A 15,475-nucleotide genomic window follows, 5' to 3' on the forward strand; every position below is an offset into this window, starting at 1 on the left:
TTGACCACAAATTGCACAAATTAGCACAAATTTTTTATTTTAAAATCTGTGAGAATCTGTGTAATCAGTGGAAAAAAAATAAGTACGCTTTACTGACAGTCTTAAAAGTTAATATTAAATGAAGCAGTTTTTAATCTATTAAAATTGAGAGATTATATAAAAGTTAATATGACTTCCGTGATTTATACCTAACCGATAAAATTGACCACAAATTGCACAAATTAGCACAAATTTTTTATTTTAAAATCTGTGAGAATCTGTGTAATCAGTGGAAAAAAAATAAGTACGCTTTACTGACAGTCTTAAAAGTTAATATTAAATGAAGCAGTTTTTAATCTATTAAAATTGAGAGATTATATAAAAGTTAATATGACTTCCGTGATTTATACCTAACCGATAAAATTGACCACAAATTGCACAAATTAGCATAAATTTTTTATTTTAAAATCTGTAAGAATCTGTGAAATCAGTGGCAAAAAAACAAGTGCGCTTTACTGATAGTCTAAAAGTTAATATTAAATGAAACAGTTTTTAATCTATATCGTCAAAATTTTTGTTGTAGTGCTGTTAGTTGCATTTGCTCTCGACGGCTTGTACACTTATGTCTTTCTTCAATCAAGGAACCGAGGAAAAATTGAAACTGTTTTTAATTCAAAAGCGCAAAAATATGATGTTGTAATTTTGGGTTCCTCTCGTGCGAATAATCATTTTGTGGCACAACTATTTGAAGACAAAGGACTGAAAACATTTAATTACGGAATGAGTGGAGGGCATTTATTTGAAGCGTCTTTACTCTTGAAATTAATGGTCGAAAGAAAATATACAATCAAGAATGTAATTCTTGAAGCCGATTTAAATTTATCAAACGATCATCAGGCTGAAGGAATTTCGGCTAAGTTTTTACCTTATATTCATAATTCTGAAGTTATAAAAGATCATTTTAAGTCGGAGGGGGATTTTAATGAATTGTATTATATTCCTTTTTACAGGTATATAAAGTTCGAAACTAAAATAGGTTTTAGAGAAATTTATAAAATTGTGAAAAACGAAAGAACAAGTACTTTGGATAATTTAGGTTATTATCCATTAGTGAAGCATAAAAAAGGCAACATGAAAAATAATATTGTCAGTTTAAAACCTTTGCCACACAATAAATATTACGAAGAAATCAAAAGCATTTGCAAGGTGAACAACATCAGGTTTATCGCGATAATGACCCCAATGTGTGAAAATGTTGTTGGAATGAATTATTTTGATAAAGTAAAAAAGACCTATCCCGAAATTCATAATTATGAAAATGTAGTTGTGGAGAACAACTATTTTTCGTCTTGTGGACACATGAATGATTCAGGTGCAAGACTATTCACAGCAAGGATTTTGAAAGATTTTTTTAATAAAAATTAATGATTACATTCTCTAAATTAGAAAAGAAGGGGCATTTGGGGAATCAATTATTTCAAATTGCTTCTACAATTGGAATTGCTAAATCAAATAATCAAAGATTTGGTTTTCCAAAATGGAGTTATAGTAATTTTTTCCAAAATGAATTGCCTGTAGAAAAATTAGAAGAATTTGAAATTTATAAAGAAGAAACATTTCATTTTGCATTTAAGAAATTCAGTAATAGAAATTATGATCTGGAAGGCTGGTTTCAATCTGAGAAATATTTTGACATAGATTCTGTTAAGTATTATTTTGAGTTTAAAAAAACATTTCTTGATGAATTGAAGAAAAAAAATCAGGTCATTTTTGAGAAAAAGACAATTTTAATTTCAATTAGAAGAGGAGATTTTGTTGATCATCGTGATTATTTTCAATTGCCGATTAACTATTATATTAATGCATTAATTGACAATTTCTCTGATTGGAAAGAAAAAAATCTAGTAGTCTTAAGTGATGATATCGATTATTGTAAATTTCACTTTTCTTTTCTTGATAATGTTTTCTTTGCAGATAATTTGTCTGCAATTGAACAATTAGGAATAGCCAGTCTCTGCGATGATTTTATAATAAGTAATTCAACATTTTCATGGTGGTGTGCCTGGTTAGGTGAGAAAAAGGAAAGTATAGTTGTGCGCCCATTTCATTATTTTACTGAGGCTAAAAATGCGATAGATAATGATAAGGATTATTTTCCAAAACGCTGGATGAGGTATAATCATTTAAATAAGAAAATAGATTTAGGTAATACGGTAGCTGTTCTCCAAAAAGAAAATATAATAATTGAAGATTATTTGCGCCATTATTTCTCGTTTATAAATGAAAATAAAATTCTGCTTTTGGATAAATTGGAAGATTCTTTCAGTAAAGTCAATAATAATAGGGTGTTATTGATTAATGATGCTATAATTCCTCCTCTTTGTATATATAATGCTATTAAATATACTGAAAACTCAGCAGCTCTTTTAAAAGGGAATTTTGTTACTATTTCGAAATACTTTGATTGTCATTCTCTTAAAAAACAATTTGATTTTGGTCTTTTTGTAAAAATGATGCGGCATAAATTAAAAATAAAAAAAACGAATAAATTGTTATTTGTTTTTTTTTCTAAAGATAAATTGAATACTAACTTTCCGATTTTTAATAGGACTAGCAGTGCGGAGTTTAAATCTATAGGGTTTGAACTTTTCTTTTCTTTTTCGGGGAAAGTAAAAGGTTTTTTTGAGTTTGAACATTATTTTTTAATGCAAAAACGAAAATGGATTGTTTTTTTTAAGACTAAGATCAAGAAAGTAATAAAAAAAAGTAAAAGATGCGCATAGTTTTTATAACCTCACATTTTCCTTTTCAAGGAGAGAAAAGTGTCGGAGGAATAGGTACTAGTATTAAAAATTTAGCTATTGGCCTTTTAGCTCAGGGCATTTCTGTGCGGGTATTGGTATATGGACAAAATGAAGACAGAGTATTTATTGCCGACGGAATTACTATTCAACAAATAAAAAATATAAAATTTAAAGGTTTATCTTGGTTATTAACTCGAAAAAAAATAGAAAGAATAATTAATGAATTATACTTAAATCAGGAAATTGATTTAGTCGAAGTGCCAGATTGGACAGGTATTTCATCATTTATAAAACCTAAATCATGTCCGTTGATTATTAGATTAAATGGTTCAGACACCTATTTTTGCCATTTGGATAATCGACCGGTAAAATGGATTAATAAGTTCCATGAAAAAAGGGCATTACAAAAAGCAGATGGATTTCTGTCTGTAAGCCAGTTTACAGCCGATATGACAAATAGGATTTTTGATTTGGATAAGGAATTTACAATTATTCCGAATCCAATAGATGTAAATTTATTTCAACCAGATAATGAGAATTATCAGAAAGAGAAAACAGTATTATATTTTGGAAGTCTAATTCGGAAAAAAGGACTTCTGGAATTACCATTGATTTTTAATAAAGTAATTGAAAATAATCCCAATGCAAAATTGATTTTAATCGGCCAAGATGTTCCGGATGTCATTTCTGGAAATCCTTCAACTTGGCAAATGATGCAGCAACTATTTTCTGAAAAGGCTATACAAAATGTGGCTTATTTGGGAAGTGTTCCCTATTCAGAAATAAAGGAAAAAATCCAACAAGCTAGAGTTTGTGTTTTTCCTTCTTTTGCGGAAGCCTTTCCTGTTTCGTGGTTAGAAGCAATGGCAATGGAAAAACCAATTGTTACATCTGACATGGGTTGGGCCAAAGAAATGATTGACCATGGAGTTAATGGTTTTTTGGTAGACCCGACAGATCACGAAGTCTATGCACAAAAAATTAGCGATCTTCTCGAGGATGAAGTTTTGAGTATTAAATTAGGAAAGGAAGCTCGACAGAAAGTAATTCAATGCTTTGATGTACAGGTGATTTCAATGCGTAATTTGGAATTTTATCAAAAAGTAATAACTCAGAATCTCCAGAAATAATGATAATAATTTATCATAAAAACAATAGGGTTTTAGAAATTGACTGTAAAGATGAAAATATTGGTTTTTCGCAAACTTCTATTATAGAGACATTATTTGAGATTGCTTTGGCATATCCGGAAAAGTTAATAATTTGGTGTTGTATCGATTTTAAATCCAATTTAAATTATTTAAAAATTCAAAATATTTTTCATCATCATAAAATAATGGCGTCATATAATTTGTCGGAAAATTTAATTATATCTGGGGCAATAGGTTATGTGGAGGAATCACCTTTTATAAAAGTCAATAAAAAAGTCAATTATCCTACTTGGATAATGAGCAGTGATATTGGTGGAGTTTATGCATCTGTTTTAATTGCATTAAAAGATGAGGTGAAAAGAATTAATGAGTTCGATTATTTTTTGAATTCCATGGCCAAATTAGCTATGCCCAACGGACTTTTGTGCTATTCTGAACCTCAATTGGTGATAGGTATTCCTAATAAAGTTCCGAAGTATAAAAACAATTTATTTGTTTTATTTCGATTTGTAAAGCAACATTATAAGACCCGATGGGTATTTGGGTTGTTGCTCAATTTGTTTTTGTATGAAAGAAAATTGGCTGTTTTGCCATTTTTATTCAGTTTTTTTTACCGCAAAAGAAAAATTGATAAGAATTTGTTAGAGAAGATTGAGGTTCAATCCACAAAAAAAGTTCTGAATACAGGAACAGTAGATGTAATTATTCCAACTATTGGAAGAAAGCAATATTTATATGATGTTTTAAAAGATTTAGCACAGCAAACACATCTGCCAAAAAATGTTATTATTGTGGAGCAAAACCCAGATAGTAATAGCGCTAGCGAATTAGATTATATTAATAGCGAAAACTGGCCATTTATGATAAAACATACTTTTACGCATCAGACAGGAGCGTGTAATGCGAGGAATGTTGCATTGAGTCAAGTTGATAGTGAATGGGTTTTTATGGCAGATGATGATATTCGGATTGAGAATTTTTTTTTGGAGTTAGCTTTTAATGTTATAAAAAAAGAGGGTTCGGAACAAGTAACGTTCGGATGTTATGAAGCTGATTATTCGCAAAAAAATAAACTCAAACAAAGAGTTCAATGGGGAAGTTTCGGTTCTGGTTGCAGTATGGTAAAATCAAAGAATATAAAGTCTATTTTATATAATTTAGCTTTTGAATTTGGGTATGGAGAGGATTCTGATTTTGGGATGCAATTGAGAAACAAAGGAAACGACATTTTGTTTTTTCCAGAACCAGAAATATTGCATTTGAAAGCACCTATAGGAGGGTTTAGAACAAAACCAATTTTAGAATGGGGAGATGATATCATCCAGCCAAAGCCATCACCAACTGTAATGCTTTATAAACAATTGCATTTAGGTAAAGAACAAATTAATGGATATAAAACTATTTTGTTTTTAAAATTTTACAAAATACAGGCCATTAAAAACCCCTTTGTATATTTTTATAACTATAGAAAACGTTGGGAGCAAAGTTTATATTGGGCTAACAAATTAAAAGGGAAAAAATGAAATTTTCATTAATTATTTGCACCTATATGCGCTCTAAGCCCTTGCTTGAATTATTGCAATCGGTTAAGGAACAAACATTATACCCTAATGAAATTTTAATTATAGATGGTTCAATAAACAATGATACTGAATTTATATTGAAAGAGAATTATTTAGAAAATCTTCATTATTATTTAGTCCCAAAAGAGCATCGAGGGTTGACTAGACAGCGTAATTTTGGTATAGCTCATGTTGAGTCTAATACAGAAGTGGTTTGCTTCTTGGATGATGACACTGTTTTGGAGAAAGATTATTTTGAAGAGTTAATAAAGACTTTTAAATCAGATGTAGCAATTACAGGAGTAGGAGGAGTGGCTATCAATGAGAATAATTGGAAGCCAATTGAACCCAATAAAAAGTATAATTATAAAAAATATTATTCTTTTGACGGATATGTTTATAAAGAAGGACAACGTAATGTTGTACGTAATTATTTGGGATTGCAATCTAATTTGGGAGCAGGCAAAATGCCAAATTATTCTCATGGACGTACTTGTGGTTTCCCGATGAATAATAAAACCTATGAAGTTGACTTGTTAATTGGGATGTCGATGTCTTTTAGGAAAAATGTTGTTGAGCAAATTCAGTTTTCATCATTTTTTGATGGATATGGTTTGTATGAAGATGCCGATTTTAGCCTTAGAGCTTTATGTTTTGGTAAAAATGTAATTAATACAAAAGTTCAGTTATATCATTTTCATGATCCTTCCGGACGTCCCAATCGGTATAAATATGGAAAAATGGTTGTCAGAAACGGTTGGTATGTGTGGCGTGTAAAAAATCCTGATCCAAATTCGATTGATTTTTTTAAATGGCATGCCATCACAATACTTTTAACAATCATACGATTTAGCAATGCCTTTACCACATTAAAAAGGAAGGAGGCTTTTATTGAAGCATTAGGGCGAACTATTGGTTGGTGGAGTTTGATTTTTAGTAAACCAAAATTAAGTGAATGAAAACAATAGAAAAGATATTGGAGACCAATATTAAGCAAGCCGAATTTTATAATACAAAAAAGAAAAATTTAGCTACGCGTATTTGGTCGAAATTTAGAAACGGAGTCTTAAATAAGATTAAAAAAAGCAGCGGTATTCAAGATCAGGCCTATTTGAAACACAAAGAGTGGTTTGGTGATTTGAGTACCAAAAAAGTATTGGATTTGGGCTGTTTTTCGGGAAATTATTGGTCAATGTATTTGGCAGAACATTCAAAAGAATATTTAGGAATTGACTTAAGCGATGTTGCTATTGCAAAATTGAACGATAGACTCGAGCCTTTTCCAAATGCAAGTGCAAAAACTATTGATTTTCTTTCAGCGGAATTTAAGGAGAAAGACTATGATTTAATCTATGCTTATGGGGTTCTGCATCATTTTGAAAATATTGAGATTTTAATAGAGAAACTTAATGAAAAATTAGCTTCGAATGGCCAAATAATCAGTTATGATCCATTGGAAACCAGTTTGCCCATAAAGATAATGCGAACATTGTATCGCCCTTTTCAGTCGGATGCCGCATGGGAATGGCCGTTTACTAAAAAAATATTTTATCAGTTTCAAAAATCGTTTACGATTATTGAAAGGAGAGGGCTTCTTGGTAAATCAAAATGGTTGGCATTGATTTCAATGCTTCCAATATCGGATGAAAGAAAAAATAAAATCGGAGAAAAATGGCATAGAGAGGATTGGGATAAGTCAAAAACTTCATATTCTGTTTTATTCAGTTGTATGCATTTGACTATGTTAATGCAGAAGAAATAATAATTTGTTTTAACTATGAAGTTTGCTATTGTCACCCATGTCAATCATATAAAAAAAGAAAATAAATATTTTGCATACGCTCCCTATGTTCGGGAAATGAATATTTGGGCAAAATATGTTGATGAAGTAATTATTGTTGCTCCAATTATTCAAACTCCATGCTCAGCTATTGATAGTTCTTATAATCAGGAAAATATTAAATTTTTTAAGATTGAAAATATTAATTTATTGGGTTTTAAATCCATTTGTAATGCAATTTTTAAAATTCCAAAAATAAGTTGGCAGATTTTTAAGGCCATGAGACAAGCCGATCACATTCATTTGCGATGTCCCGGGAATGTTGGCTTGTTGGGCTGTTTTGTTCAGCTTTTATTTCCATACAAACCCAAAACTGCAAAATATGCAGGGAATTGGGATCCGAAAGCAAAACAGCCCTGGAGCTATCGTTTGCAAAAATGGATTTTGAGTAATACTTTTTTAACCCGAAACATGCAGGTTTTGGTTTATGGTGAGTGGAAGAAAATGACACATAATATAAAACCTTTTTTTACCGCTTCGTATTCTGAAAAAGAAAAATTACCAATAAACGATTTGGATTTGAAAGGTGTAATTAAGTTTGTTTTTGTTGGAACTTTATCGCCTGGAAAAAATCCATTGTATGCTATTCAGTTAGTCGAAAATCTATATAAGAAAGGATATAATGTATCTTTGGATATTTATGGTGAAGGTGAAGAACGTCTAACCTTGGAAAATTATATTGAATGGAATGGTTTAGAAAAATATATAGTATTAAAAGGAAATCAAAATCAAAATGTTATTACCGAAGCTTATCAGAATAGTCATTTCGTGATTTTACCTTCTAAAAGTGAAGGCTGGCCAAAAGCCATTGCTGAAGGTATGTTTTGGGGATGTGTGCCTATTGCGACCAACGTTTCCTGTGTTCCTTTTATGCTGGATTCTGGTAATAGAGGTGTTTTATTGCAAAAGGAATTAGATCTTGATATTCAGCAATTGGAACCAATACTAAATGATGGAGAATGTTTTGATACTAAGAGAAAAAAATCATCGGATTGGTCTCGAAAATATACCTTGGATTTTTTTGAATCTGAAATAAAAAAAATGATAAAAAAATAGAGAGAAATGAAGAAATACATATTTGGAATTTTGTTTTTGGGAATTTTGGTTGCTTTGTTAATAAACAGTAGAACACCTTTTTTTCAGCAGGATGGTGGTGGATGGTCTGTAGGATATGGGATGTCTCAAGTATATCCAAAAAAAATTAATCCAAAAGAAAATCGAATTTATTCTATTGAAAAACTAAAAGCTCAAAATGATAGCACTGTTTTTCTTGCGGATCCTTTTTTTGTAAAAGAGAAAGATACTTTTTATTTGTTTTTTGAACATAAAAAAGTAAAAGCAAATGGTGATGTTGGTTTACTGACTTCTGTCGATGGGAAAAATTATCAATATAAAGGGACGGTATTGACCCAAAAATTTCATTTGTCCTATCCACAGGTGTTTAAATATAAAAATTGTTTTTATATGGTTCCAGAATCAAAACAGGCCAATGCTGTTTTGTTATATAAAGCCCAACATTTTCCTTATGATTGGAAAATTTGTGATACTCTGGTGAAGAATGTCAGGTTAAAAGATCCTTCAATTTACGTGTCGGATACCTTAAATGTTATGATGGCATCCGATGATAAACTAAATATGTATGTATATCAAGCTGATTCTCTTTTTGGAAAATGGAAATTGCATAAAAAGCCAATTGCTTTGATGGGAACAGAAGCAAGGGCTGGGGGACGTTTTTTTGCAGATAAAAAAGGATTGATTTTGCCTATCCAAAATTGTACCAACGGATATGGATATGGTTTGTCATTGTATCGTTTTTATTTTAAGAATGGATCTTATACGACCAAAAGAATTGCTCCATTTTTTTTAAAGGCGAATAAAGAAATTAAAGAATTCGATGCTGGAATGCATCAGTTGGACGTTCAAAAATTGGATGCTAATCATTATTATTATGTGTATGATGGTAATCGATTGAATAGCAATACTAAAAGAATAAATATTTTTGGTCCCTTAAAGTGGAACTATATTGATTTGAAAAATTGGATACTAAACTAATGAGAATAGTTCAAATTATAGATTCTTTAGAAGCAGGTGGATCAGAACGGATGGCTGTCAATTACGCCAATGGCTTGGCCGATAAAATTGAATTTTCTGGTTTAGTTGCTACTCGTAAAGAAGGTTCTTTATTAGACGAAATTAACCAGAACGTTTCTTATTTGTTTTTGAATAAAAAAAAGCAATTTGATATTGGTTCTTTATTAAGATTACGGTCATTTGTTGTGAACAATATGATTACCCATATCCATGCTCATAGTACTTCTTTTTTTCTAGCTTTTCTTTTAAAAATAATTAAACCTTCACTCATAATTATTAGACATGATCACTATGGAAACAATGAATTTTTAGCTAATCGACCTTGTTTTGTATTGAAGAGTGTAAGCTGTTTTTTCAACGGTCTTATAGTCGTAAATCAGAAACTAAAAGATTGGTCGGAACAGAAGTTGAAAGCTCAAAATGTTATTTATTTACCTAATTTTCCCGTGATAAAAACAGGAGTTTGTGAAGGCACAATCCTTAAAGGGACTAAAGGAAAACGAATTATATCTTTGGCTAATCTAAGGGAACAAAAAAATCATTTTCTACTGTTGAAAGTGGCTCAGAAATTGAAATTATCCCATCCTGAATGTACATTTCATTTGGTAGGAAAAGATTTTGAAGATGCTTATTCGAAACAAATCAAAAGTTTGATTTTGGAATTTAATTTGGAAAATAATGTTTTTCTTTATGGTTCCAGACAAGACGTAGCGATTATTTTAAATCAATCAGATATAGCCATTTTGACATCCCAATCGGAGGGACTTCCCGTTGCACTTTTGGAATATGGATTGTGTAAAAAGGCTGTTGTGGTCACTGGAGTAGGAGAAATACCAACAATAGTTCAGTATGGGAAGAATGGGTTTGTAGTGGATTCGAATGAGTCGGAATTGTTTTATCAATCACTTGTTGAATTGGTAGAAAATGAATCTTTACGATTTGATTTTGGCAATGCTCTTTATGAAAACATTCAATCGGAATATACCGCCGAAAATGTTTTAGAAAAATATTTAAATTGGTTGAATAAATTAAGATGAAAAGAGAAGAATCAACTTATATTTATTTGCTACTACTTCATGCATTACTTGGAGTATTGTTTTTTGTTTTGCCAATTCTTACAAAATTATATGCATTGGTATTATTTGTTTTTGGGATTTATTATATTATAAAAACCCAAAACAAAAACAACGAGGTGCTAGTCGTTTCAGCTTATGTAGTAACAGTTGAAGTACTTTTAAGGATGACAGATGGGGCTATTTTAAATGAATTTGGGAAATATTCGATTTTAATTTTTATGTTTCTAGGAATGATATATTCCGGTTTTTCCAAGAATGCCTGGTTATATTGGCTTTTTTTCTTATTCTTAATTCCAGGGGTTATTTTATCAACAAGTTCGTTAAATTTTGATACTGATATTAGAAAAGCCATCGCTTTTAATATATCAGGACCCGTTTGTTTGGGAATTTCTTCTATTTATTGCTATCAGCGAAAAATTACATTTGATAAATTAAAAGGAATTATTTCATCATTTTCTTTACCTTTAATTTCTATTGGGGTTTATCTGTATCTCTATACTCCAAGTATTAAGGATGTTGTTACAGGAACTCAATCTAATTTTGAAACTTCAGGTGGATTTGGACCTAATCAAGTATCTACTATCTTAGGTCTGGGCATTTTTGTTTTTTTTGTCCAGCTTTTATTGAATTCTAAAACCAAGTTATTGCAAATACTGAATGCAATATTGGTTTTGACTTTTGCTTTTAGGGGTCTCGTCACTTTTTCCAGAGGAGGTGTAATGACAGCGATCGCGATGGTTTTTTTGCTTCTGGCAATAATGTATTTTCAGGCCAATTTTAATACTAAGCCAAAAATAGGATTTATTATTATGTTATCATTATTGACTGGGTTGGGAGTCTGGGCTTACAGTTCTATTCAAACACATGGATTGATCGATAAACGCTACGCTAATGAAGATGCTTTGGGAAGAAAGAAAAAAAGTCAATTAAGTGGAAGAGAGGTGCTTATGGAGTCTGAATTTCAGATGTTTTTGGATAATCCTATTTTAGGGGTTGGTGTAGGTAAAAATAAAGAATTAAGAAGAAAACAAACAGGAATTGATTTAGCTACTCATAATGAAATAACCAGAATGCTGGCTGAGCACGGTACTCTTGGTTTAATTGATTTAATGATTTTGTTGTTGACTCCTTTGGTTTTGTTTTTAAATAATCGACAAAATATATTGGCACTTTCATTTTTTGCTTTTTGGTTGTTAACCATTAACCATGCAGCGATGCGGCTAGCAGCTCCAGCTTTTGTATATGCACTTTCATTGTTAAAAGTATCTATTGTTGAAGACCCTACTTTACATAGGTAATAAATTGTCCAAGCATGGAGTTACACCAACTACCATAGAAATTCTTGGCTCGCTTTTAGAGCAGGAAGGGTTTGCAGTACACTATAGCTCCTCCCAAAAAAATCAGTTACTGCGATTGACGGCTATGTTGTGGAGTGTGTTTCAATATAGAAAATCAGATTATGTCTTAATTGACACTTACAGCACGGTCAATTTTTGGTATGCATTTGCTACTTCTCAATTGTGCAGGTGTTTGAAAATGAAATACATTCCAATTTTGCACGGAGGTAATTTGGCTTTCAGATTGAAAAACAACCCAAGAATTTGCAGAATGATTTTCAACTATTCTTTTCAAAATGTATCTCCTTCACTTTTTTTAATGGATCAATTCAAATCTGAAGGATTTCAAAATCTTAGGCATATTCCGAATGTTATTGAAATTGAGAATTATGCTTTTTTGGAACGGAAAAAGGCAAAACCTAATTTATTGTGGGTGCGTTCTTTTGCGGAAATATACAACCCATTAATGGCAGTTGATGTATTTGCCTCCATAAAAAAGAAATATCTCGAAGCGACACTTTGTATGGTGGGACCTGAAAAAGATGGTAGTTTATTGGCCGCCAAACAAAAAGCTAAAAATTTAGAACTCAATATACAATTTACAGGAAAACTATCAAAAGAAGATTGGATAAATGAATCTAAACAATACGATATTTTTATCAATACAACTCATTTTGACAATATGCCTGTCAGTGTTGTTGAGGCAATGTCGTTGGGATTAGCAGTAGTTTCAACCAATGTTGGGGGGATTCCTTTTTTATTAGAAAATCAAAAAGATGCCTTATTAGTTTCTGATGATAATGTTAATGAGATGGTTAATGCAATCGAAAGATTAATAGAAGATCAAGATTTGTTCGACAAAATTACAACTAATGGAAGGCTAAAATCTGAACAATTTGATTGGAAAATTATTAGAAATAAATGGATGGTTATTTTAAAATAATAAAGCTTTGTTTTTTATAGATTGAGTATCTTGCGCAACAATTCAGATGTTCCCCCCACTATGAATAGTCAAAAGAAAATACATTTCGAAATATCAGAGCGTAAAGTGCTTTTGCGTGTTTTTGATGTGCTTTTTGTTTTGTTTTTTTTGTACTTTATCGGCCTTATTTTTAATTTCCATTATTTTAAATTTTCAGCCACAAATTACTATTGGACGATTGTTTTGGCTATCTATATTAACATATTTGGAGCCATTTTCGAAATGTACAATCTTCAGGTAGCCAGTAATCAATTTCTGGTCTTGAAGAGTTCAGTTTTGACAACTTCTTCTACCGTATTGTTTTATTTGCTAACTCCTGTTCTTTCTCCTCAATTGCCCAAAAACCGTTTACAGTTACTGATTTTCTACGCTGTTTTTTTTATAGCATTGTACACCTGGAGAATGATTTATGTTAAGTTTTTGGCATCCACCAGATTTTCACAAAATGTGGTTTTAATCTGCGAAGGAGGACAAGTAAAAGAGCTTGTTATGGGGCTTGAAAGTGTTGACCCACATTACAAGATAATTGGCTATGTAAATTCGGATGAGGATTCGTTTTCTAATGAGGGATATCATTCTTTAAGATCTATAAAAGCGGAAGATTTGACTTCATTTGTTCGTAAGAATGGGATTTTTGAGATAGTGGTTGCTTCCCAAAAAACGGAAGGTATTACAGCTGATTTATATCATCAATTGCTTCAATTATTAGAGTCCGGAAAGAGTATTAGGGAATATACCCATGTATATGAGAGTAAAACCCAGCGTATTCCGGTTCAATATATTTCGAGGGATTTTTATCGTTTTTTTCCTTTCAGCCGCAGTAATCAAAACAAACTGTATTTATCTATTGTCAGGCTGACTGAAATCGTTATATCATTAATTGGAATTGGGATTGGCTTCTTTTTGATTCCTTTAATTTTTGTTGGGAATCTTTTTTGGAACAATGGCGGATTGTTTTATACCCAAAAAAGAGTTGGAAAAGATGGAGTTTCCTTTGAGATTGTCAAGTTTCGGACAATGATTGAAAATGCAGAAAATGGCAAGGCTGTTTTTGCTAAATCCAATGATGTTCGGATAACTAAATTTGGAAAATTATTAAGGAAAACCAGAATGGACGAGTTCCCTCAGTTTATTAATATACTAAAGGGAGATATGGCTTTAATAGGTCCGAGGCCAGAACGCCCCGAATTTGTTAATGAAATAGCCCAAATGATGCCTTTCTATGAAACCCGCCATATTATTAAACCGGGGCTTACCGGATGGGCTCAAGTTAATTATTCCTACGGGGAAAAATTGGAAGACAGTTTGATAAAATTGCAATACGATTTATACTATATCAAGCATCGAAGTATTTATTTGGATTTGAACATTGTTTTCAAAACAATTTCAACTGTTTTGTTTTATAGAGGGCAGTAATTAGATAATTGGCAAATTAGACAATGGAATAATTTGCTAATAACATCATTATCTCATTATCAAATTACCACATTAAATAATAATCGGAATTCTTTTTTTGTGTTTAATTGCCAGTCGGGTTAAAACAACAAGATTGGTTATAATAATTGGAGAAACGATCAGTAAGTAAACTTTTGTGAAGATTACGAAGAAATATAAAATCGTTAAAAGAATATTGAAAACAGCAAATTTGTACGTCCATTTGGAATTTTTTGTTGACCAAAAATACAATACCAAGAAAAGAAAAGGGCTAAACAATAATATATTATAATTGTACGCTAATTCCTGATGGAAAGAATAGAATCCTAAAAACAAAAAAACGGAGCCTAATAAAGCAACTGTCAGCAGATAAATATAATCGACTACTTTTTTGTTTATAAAAACTACAAGCGCCAACAGTAAAAGAAAGGTGTAGCAGTTATTCCACCATGAAGCAGGAGTTTCTTTTTCGAAAACCATAATCGCTTTATTCTCTTTGCACAAAGGATGGTTTTGGTACTGAATAAGCTTTAAGCTTTTTTGAAGTTCAAAAGGCAAAAATATTTTGGTTCCCATCTGATCTACTTTTGTGCCAAAGACGATGCTTGTTCCCAATTTTTCATAAAAATGATTGTCGAAATAGGGAAACAAAATCGCTCTGTATGTTTGGTCGGTATCTGTTTTTTTTGTGATTACTTGAGCGCTTAAAGTTTTATTGATTACTTCAACAACTTTTGAAGTACAATTGTTATCAATGAATTTGTATTGGTACAAACGTTCATCAGATAACATTGATTGATACAGATTATCAAATAATTTTTGCTTTAATTCTAATGGAATGTTTAATTCCTGCTCATAAACATCTCTTCTTTCGTAATTGTATTGGTTTAAAAAATCGACATATCGATTGTTTGCAATGAAATAATTCATATCACCTTTGGTAAATTTCAATACGAAATTTGGTGTGTCAAAATCAAAAGCGCCATAATTATAAACAACATCCAGATTGTTGTCAATGTCGCTAACTCTAATGGCAGTGTGTCCAAATAAAGAATAGGCTTCATTTCCTGTCCCGCAGGTAACTACACTAATATGTGCGTTTTTTGACAAGGTAACATATTGACTATATGAATTATGAATAAAACCCAGTAAAAGAATGTAAACGGATAATTTTTTTGATAAAGAGGATTTCATATACGTGTTTTTTTCGATTTTCAAA

13 protein-coding genes are annotated in these 15,475 nt (G+C 31.2%); 12 read left to right on the forward strand and 1 reads right to left on the reverse strand.

Translation table 11 applies throughout. The features are described from left to right. The first annotated feature begins 519 nt into the window (after nt 1-519). Genes OZP12_RS05830 through OZP12_RS05885 form a run of 12 tightly spaced genes read left to right on the forward strand, consistent with a single transcriptional unit; the run spans nt 520 to nt 14,238 of the window. Nucleotides 520-1,404, forward strand: a complete 885-nt coding sequence (locus tag OZP12_RS05830; protein WP_281228111.1) for a hypothetical protein — start codon at nt 520-522, stop codon at nt 1,402-1,404. Then, a complete protein-coding gene (locus tag OZP12_RS05835) occupies nt 1,404-2,762 on the forward strand; it encodes an alpha-1,2-fucosyltransferase (protein WP_281228112.1) in 1,359 nt (452 codons plus the stop codon). Before OZP12_RS05830 ends, OZP12_RS05835 begins: the two co-directional genes overlap by 1 nt. Beyond that, nucleotides 2,753-3,913 carry a glycosyltransferase family 4 protein gene (locus OZP12_RS05840; RefSeq protein ID WP_281228113.1) on the forward strand — a complete coding sequence of 387 codons (1,161 nt, stop codon included), beginning with the start codon at nt 2,753-2,755 and terminating at the stop codon, nt 3,911-3,913. The genes OZP12_RS05835 and OZP12_RS05840 overlap by 10 nt, the downstream gene beginning before the upstream one ends. Then, entirely contained in the window at nt 3,913-5,457 is a 1,545-nt protein-coding gene (locus tag OZP12_RS05845; RefSeq protein ID WP_281228114.1) for a glycosyltransferase family 2 protein, read from the forward strand. The genes OZP12_RS05840 and OZP12_RS05845 overlap by 1 nt, the downstream gene beginning before the upstream one ends. Next, nucleotides 5,454-6,455: a glycosyltransferase family 2 protein gene (locus OZP12_RS05850; RefSeq protein ID WP_281228115.1), complete on the forward strand. Its 1,002-nt coding sequence runs from the start codon at nt 5,454-5,456 to the stop codon at nt 6,453-6,455. The genes OZP12_RS05845 and OZP12_RS05850 overlap by 4 nt, the downstream gene beginning before the upstream one ends. Beyond that, nucleotides 6,452-7,258: a class I SAM-dependent methyltransferase gene (locus OZP12_RS05855; protein WP_281228116.1), complete on the forward strand. Its 807-nt coding sequence runs from the start codon at nt 6,452-6,454 to the stop codon at nt 7,256-7,258. The genes OZP12_RS05850 and OZP12_RS05855 overlap by 4 nt, the downstream gene beginning before the upstream one ends. Before the next feature lie 15 nt (nt 7,259-7,273). Beyond that, nucleotides 7,274-8,392, forward strand: coding sequence for a glycosyltransferase (locus tag OZP12_RS05860; protein WP_281228117.1), 1,119 nt, complete (start codon nt 7,274-7,276; stop codon nt 8,390-8,392). Between the two features lie 6 nt (nt 8,393-8,398). Continuing rightward, nucleotides 8,399-9,388, forward strand: coding sequence for a glucosamine inositolphosphorylceramide transferase family protein (locus OZP12_RS05865; protein WP_281228118.1), 990 nt, complete (start codon nt 8,399-8,401; stop codon nt 9,386-9,388). Next, nucleotides 9,388-10,464 carry a glycosyltransferase gene (locus OZP12_RS05870; protein WP_281228119.1) on the forward strand — a complete coding sequence of 359 codons (1,077 nt, stop codon included), beginning with the start codon at nt 9,388-9,390 and terminating at the stop codon, nt 10,462-10,464. Before OZP12_RS05865 ends, OZP12_RS05870 begins: the two co-directional genes overlap by 1 nt. Next, the gene (locus tag OZP12_RS05875; RefSeq protein ID WP_281228120.1) at nt 10,461-11,801 is read left to right on the forward strand and encodes an O-antigen ligase family protein; all 1,341 of its coding nucleotides are present in this window, start codon (nt 10,461-10,463) and stop codon (nt 11,799-11,801) included. Before OZP12_RS05870 ends, OZP12_RS05875 begins: the two co-directional genes overlap by 4 nt. After that, nucleotides 11,776-12,783, forward strand: a complete 1,008-nt coding sequence (locus OZP12_RS05880; protein ID WP_281228121.1) for a glycosyltransferase family 4 protein — start codon at nt 11,776-11,778, stop codon at nt 12,781-12,783. Before OZP12_RS05875 ends, OZP12_RS05880 begins: the two co-directional genes overlap by 26 nt. 60 nt (nt 12,784-12,843) lie before the next feature. Beyond that, a complete protein-coding gene (locus tag OZP12_RS05885; RefSeq protein WP_281228122.1) occupies nt 12,844-14,238 on the forward strand; it encodes an exopolysaccharide biosynthesis polyprenyl glycosylphosphotransferase in 1,395 nt (464 codons plus the stop codon). A gap of 72 nt (nt 14,239-14,310) precedes the next feature. Here the strand turns inward: OZP12_RS05885 and OZP12_RS05890 are convergent, their stop codons facing one another. Then, nucleotides 14,311-15,450 (reverse strand): lipoprotein N-acyltransferase Lnb domain-containing protein, encoded by a 1,140-nt coding sequence (locus OZP12_RS05890; RefSeq protein WP_281228123.1) that lies wholly within the window; start codon nt 15,448-15,450, stop codon nt 14,311-14,313. Nucleotides 15,451-15,475: the final 25 nt, after the last annotated feature.

This window comes from Flavobacterium aquiphilum (assembly GCF_027111335.1).
In the GTDB taxonomy this organism is placed as follows: domain Bacteria; phylum Bacteroidota; class Bacteroidia; order Flavobacteriales; family Flavobacteriaceae; genus Flavobacterium; species Flavobacterium aquiphilum.

What these genes read in the sequence shown, in the direction of transcription:
- OZP12_RS05830 (WP_281228111.1), top strand. Translation starts at nt 520, where the DNA reads ATGAAACAGTTTTTAATCTATATCGTCAAAATTTTTGTTGTAGTGCTG.
- OZP12_RS05835 (WP_281228112.1), top strand. Translation starts at nt 1,404, where the DNA reads ATGATTACATTCTCTAAATTAGAAAAGAAGGGGCATTTGGGGAATCAA.
- OZP12_RS05840 (WP_281228113.1), top strand. Translation starts at nt 2,753, where the DNA reads ATGCGCATAGTTTTTATAACCTCACATTTTCCTTTTCAAGGAGAGAAA.
- OZP12_RS05845 (WP_281228114.1), top strand. Translation starts at nt 3,913, where the DNA reads ATGATAATAATTTATCATAAAAACAATAGGGTTTTAGAAATTGACTGT.
- OZP12_RS05850 (WP_281228115.1), top strand. Translation starts at nt 5,454, where the DNA reads ATGAAATTTTCATTAATTATTTGCACCTATATGCGCTCTAAGCCCTTG.
- OZP12_RS05855 (WP_281228116.1), top strand. Translation starts at nt 6,452, where the DNA reads ATGAAAACAATAGAAAAGATATTGGAGACCAATATTAAGCAAGCCGAA.
- OZP12_RS05860 (WP_281228117.1), top strand. Translation starts at nt 7,274, where the DNA reads ATGAAGTTTGCTATTGTCACCCATGTCAATCATATAAAAAAAGAAAAT.
- OZP12_RS05865 (WP_281228118.1), top strand. Translation starts at nt 8,399, where the DNA reads ATGAAGAAATACATATTTGGAATTTTGTTTTTGGGAATTTTGGTTGCT.
- OZP12_RS05870 (WP_281228119.1), top strand. Translation starts at nt 9,388, where the DNA reads ATGAGAATAGTTCAAATTATAGATTCTTTAGAAGCAGGTGGATCAGAA.
- OZP12_RS05875 (WP_281228120.1), top strand. Translation starts at nt 10,461, where the DNA reads ATGAAAAGAGAAGAATCAACTTATATTTATTTGCTACTACTTCATGCA.
- OZP12_RS05885 (WP_281228122.1), top strand. Translation starts at nt 12,844, where the DNA reads ATGAATAGTCAAAAGAAAATACATTTCGAAATATCAGAGCGTAAAGTG.
- OZP12_RS05890 (WP_281228123.1), bottom strand. Translation starts at nt 15,450, where the DNA reads ATGAAATCCTCTTTATCAAAAAAATTATCCGTTTACATTCTTTTACTG.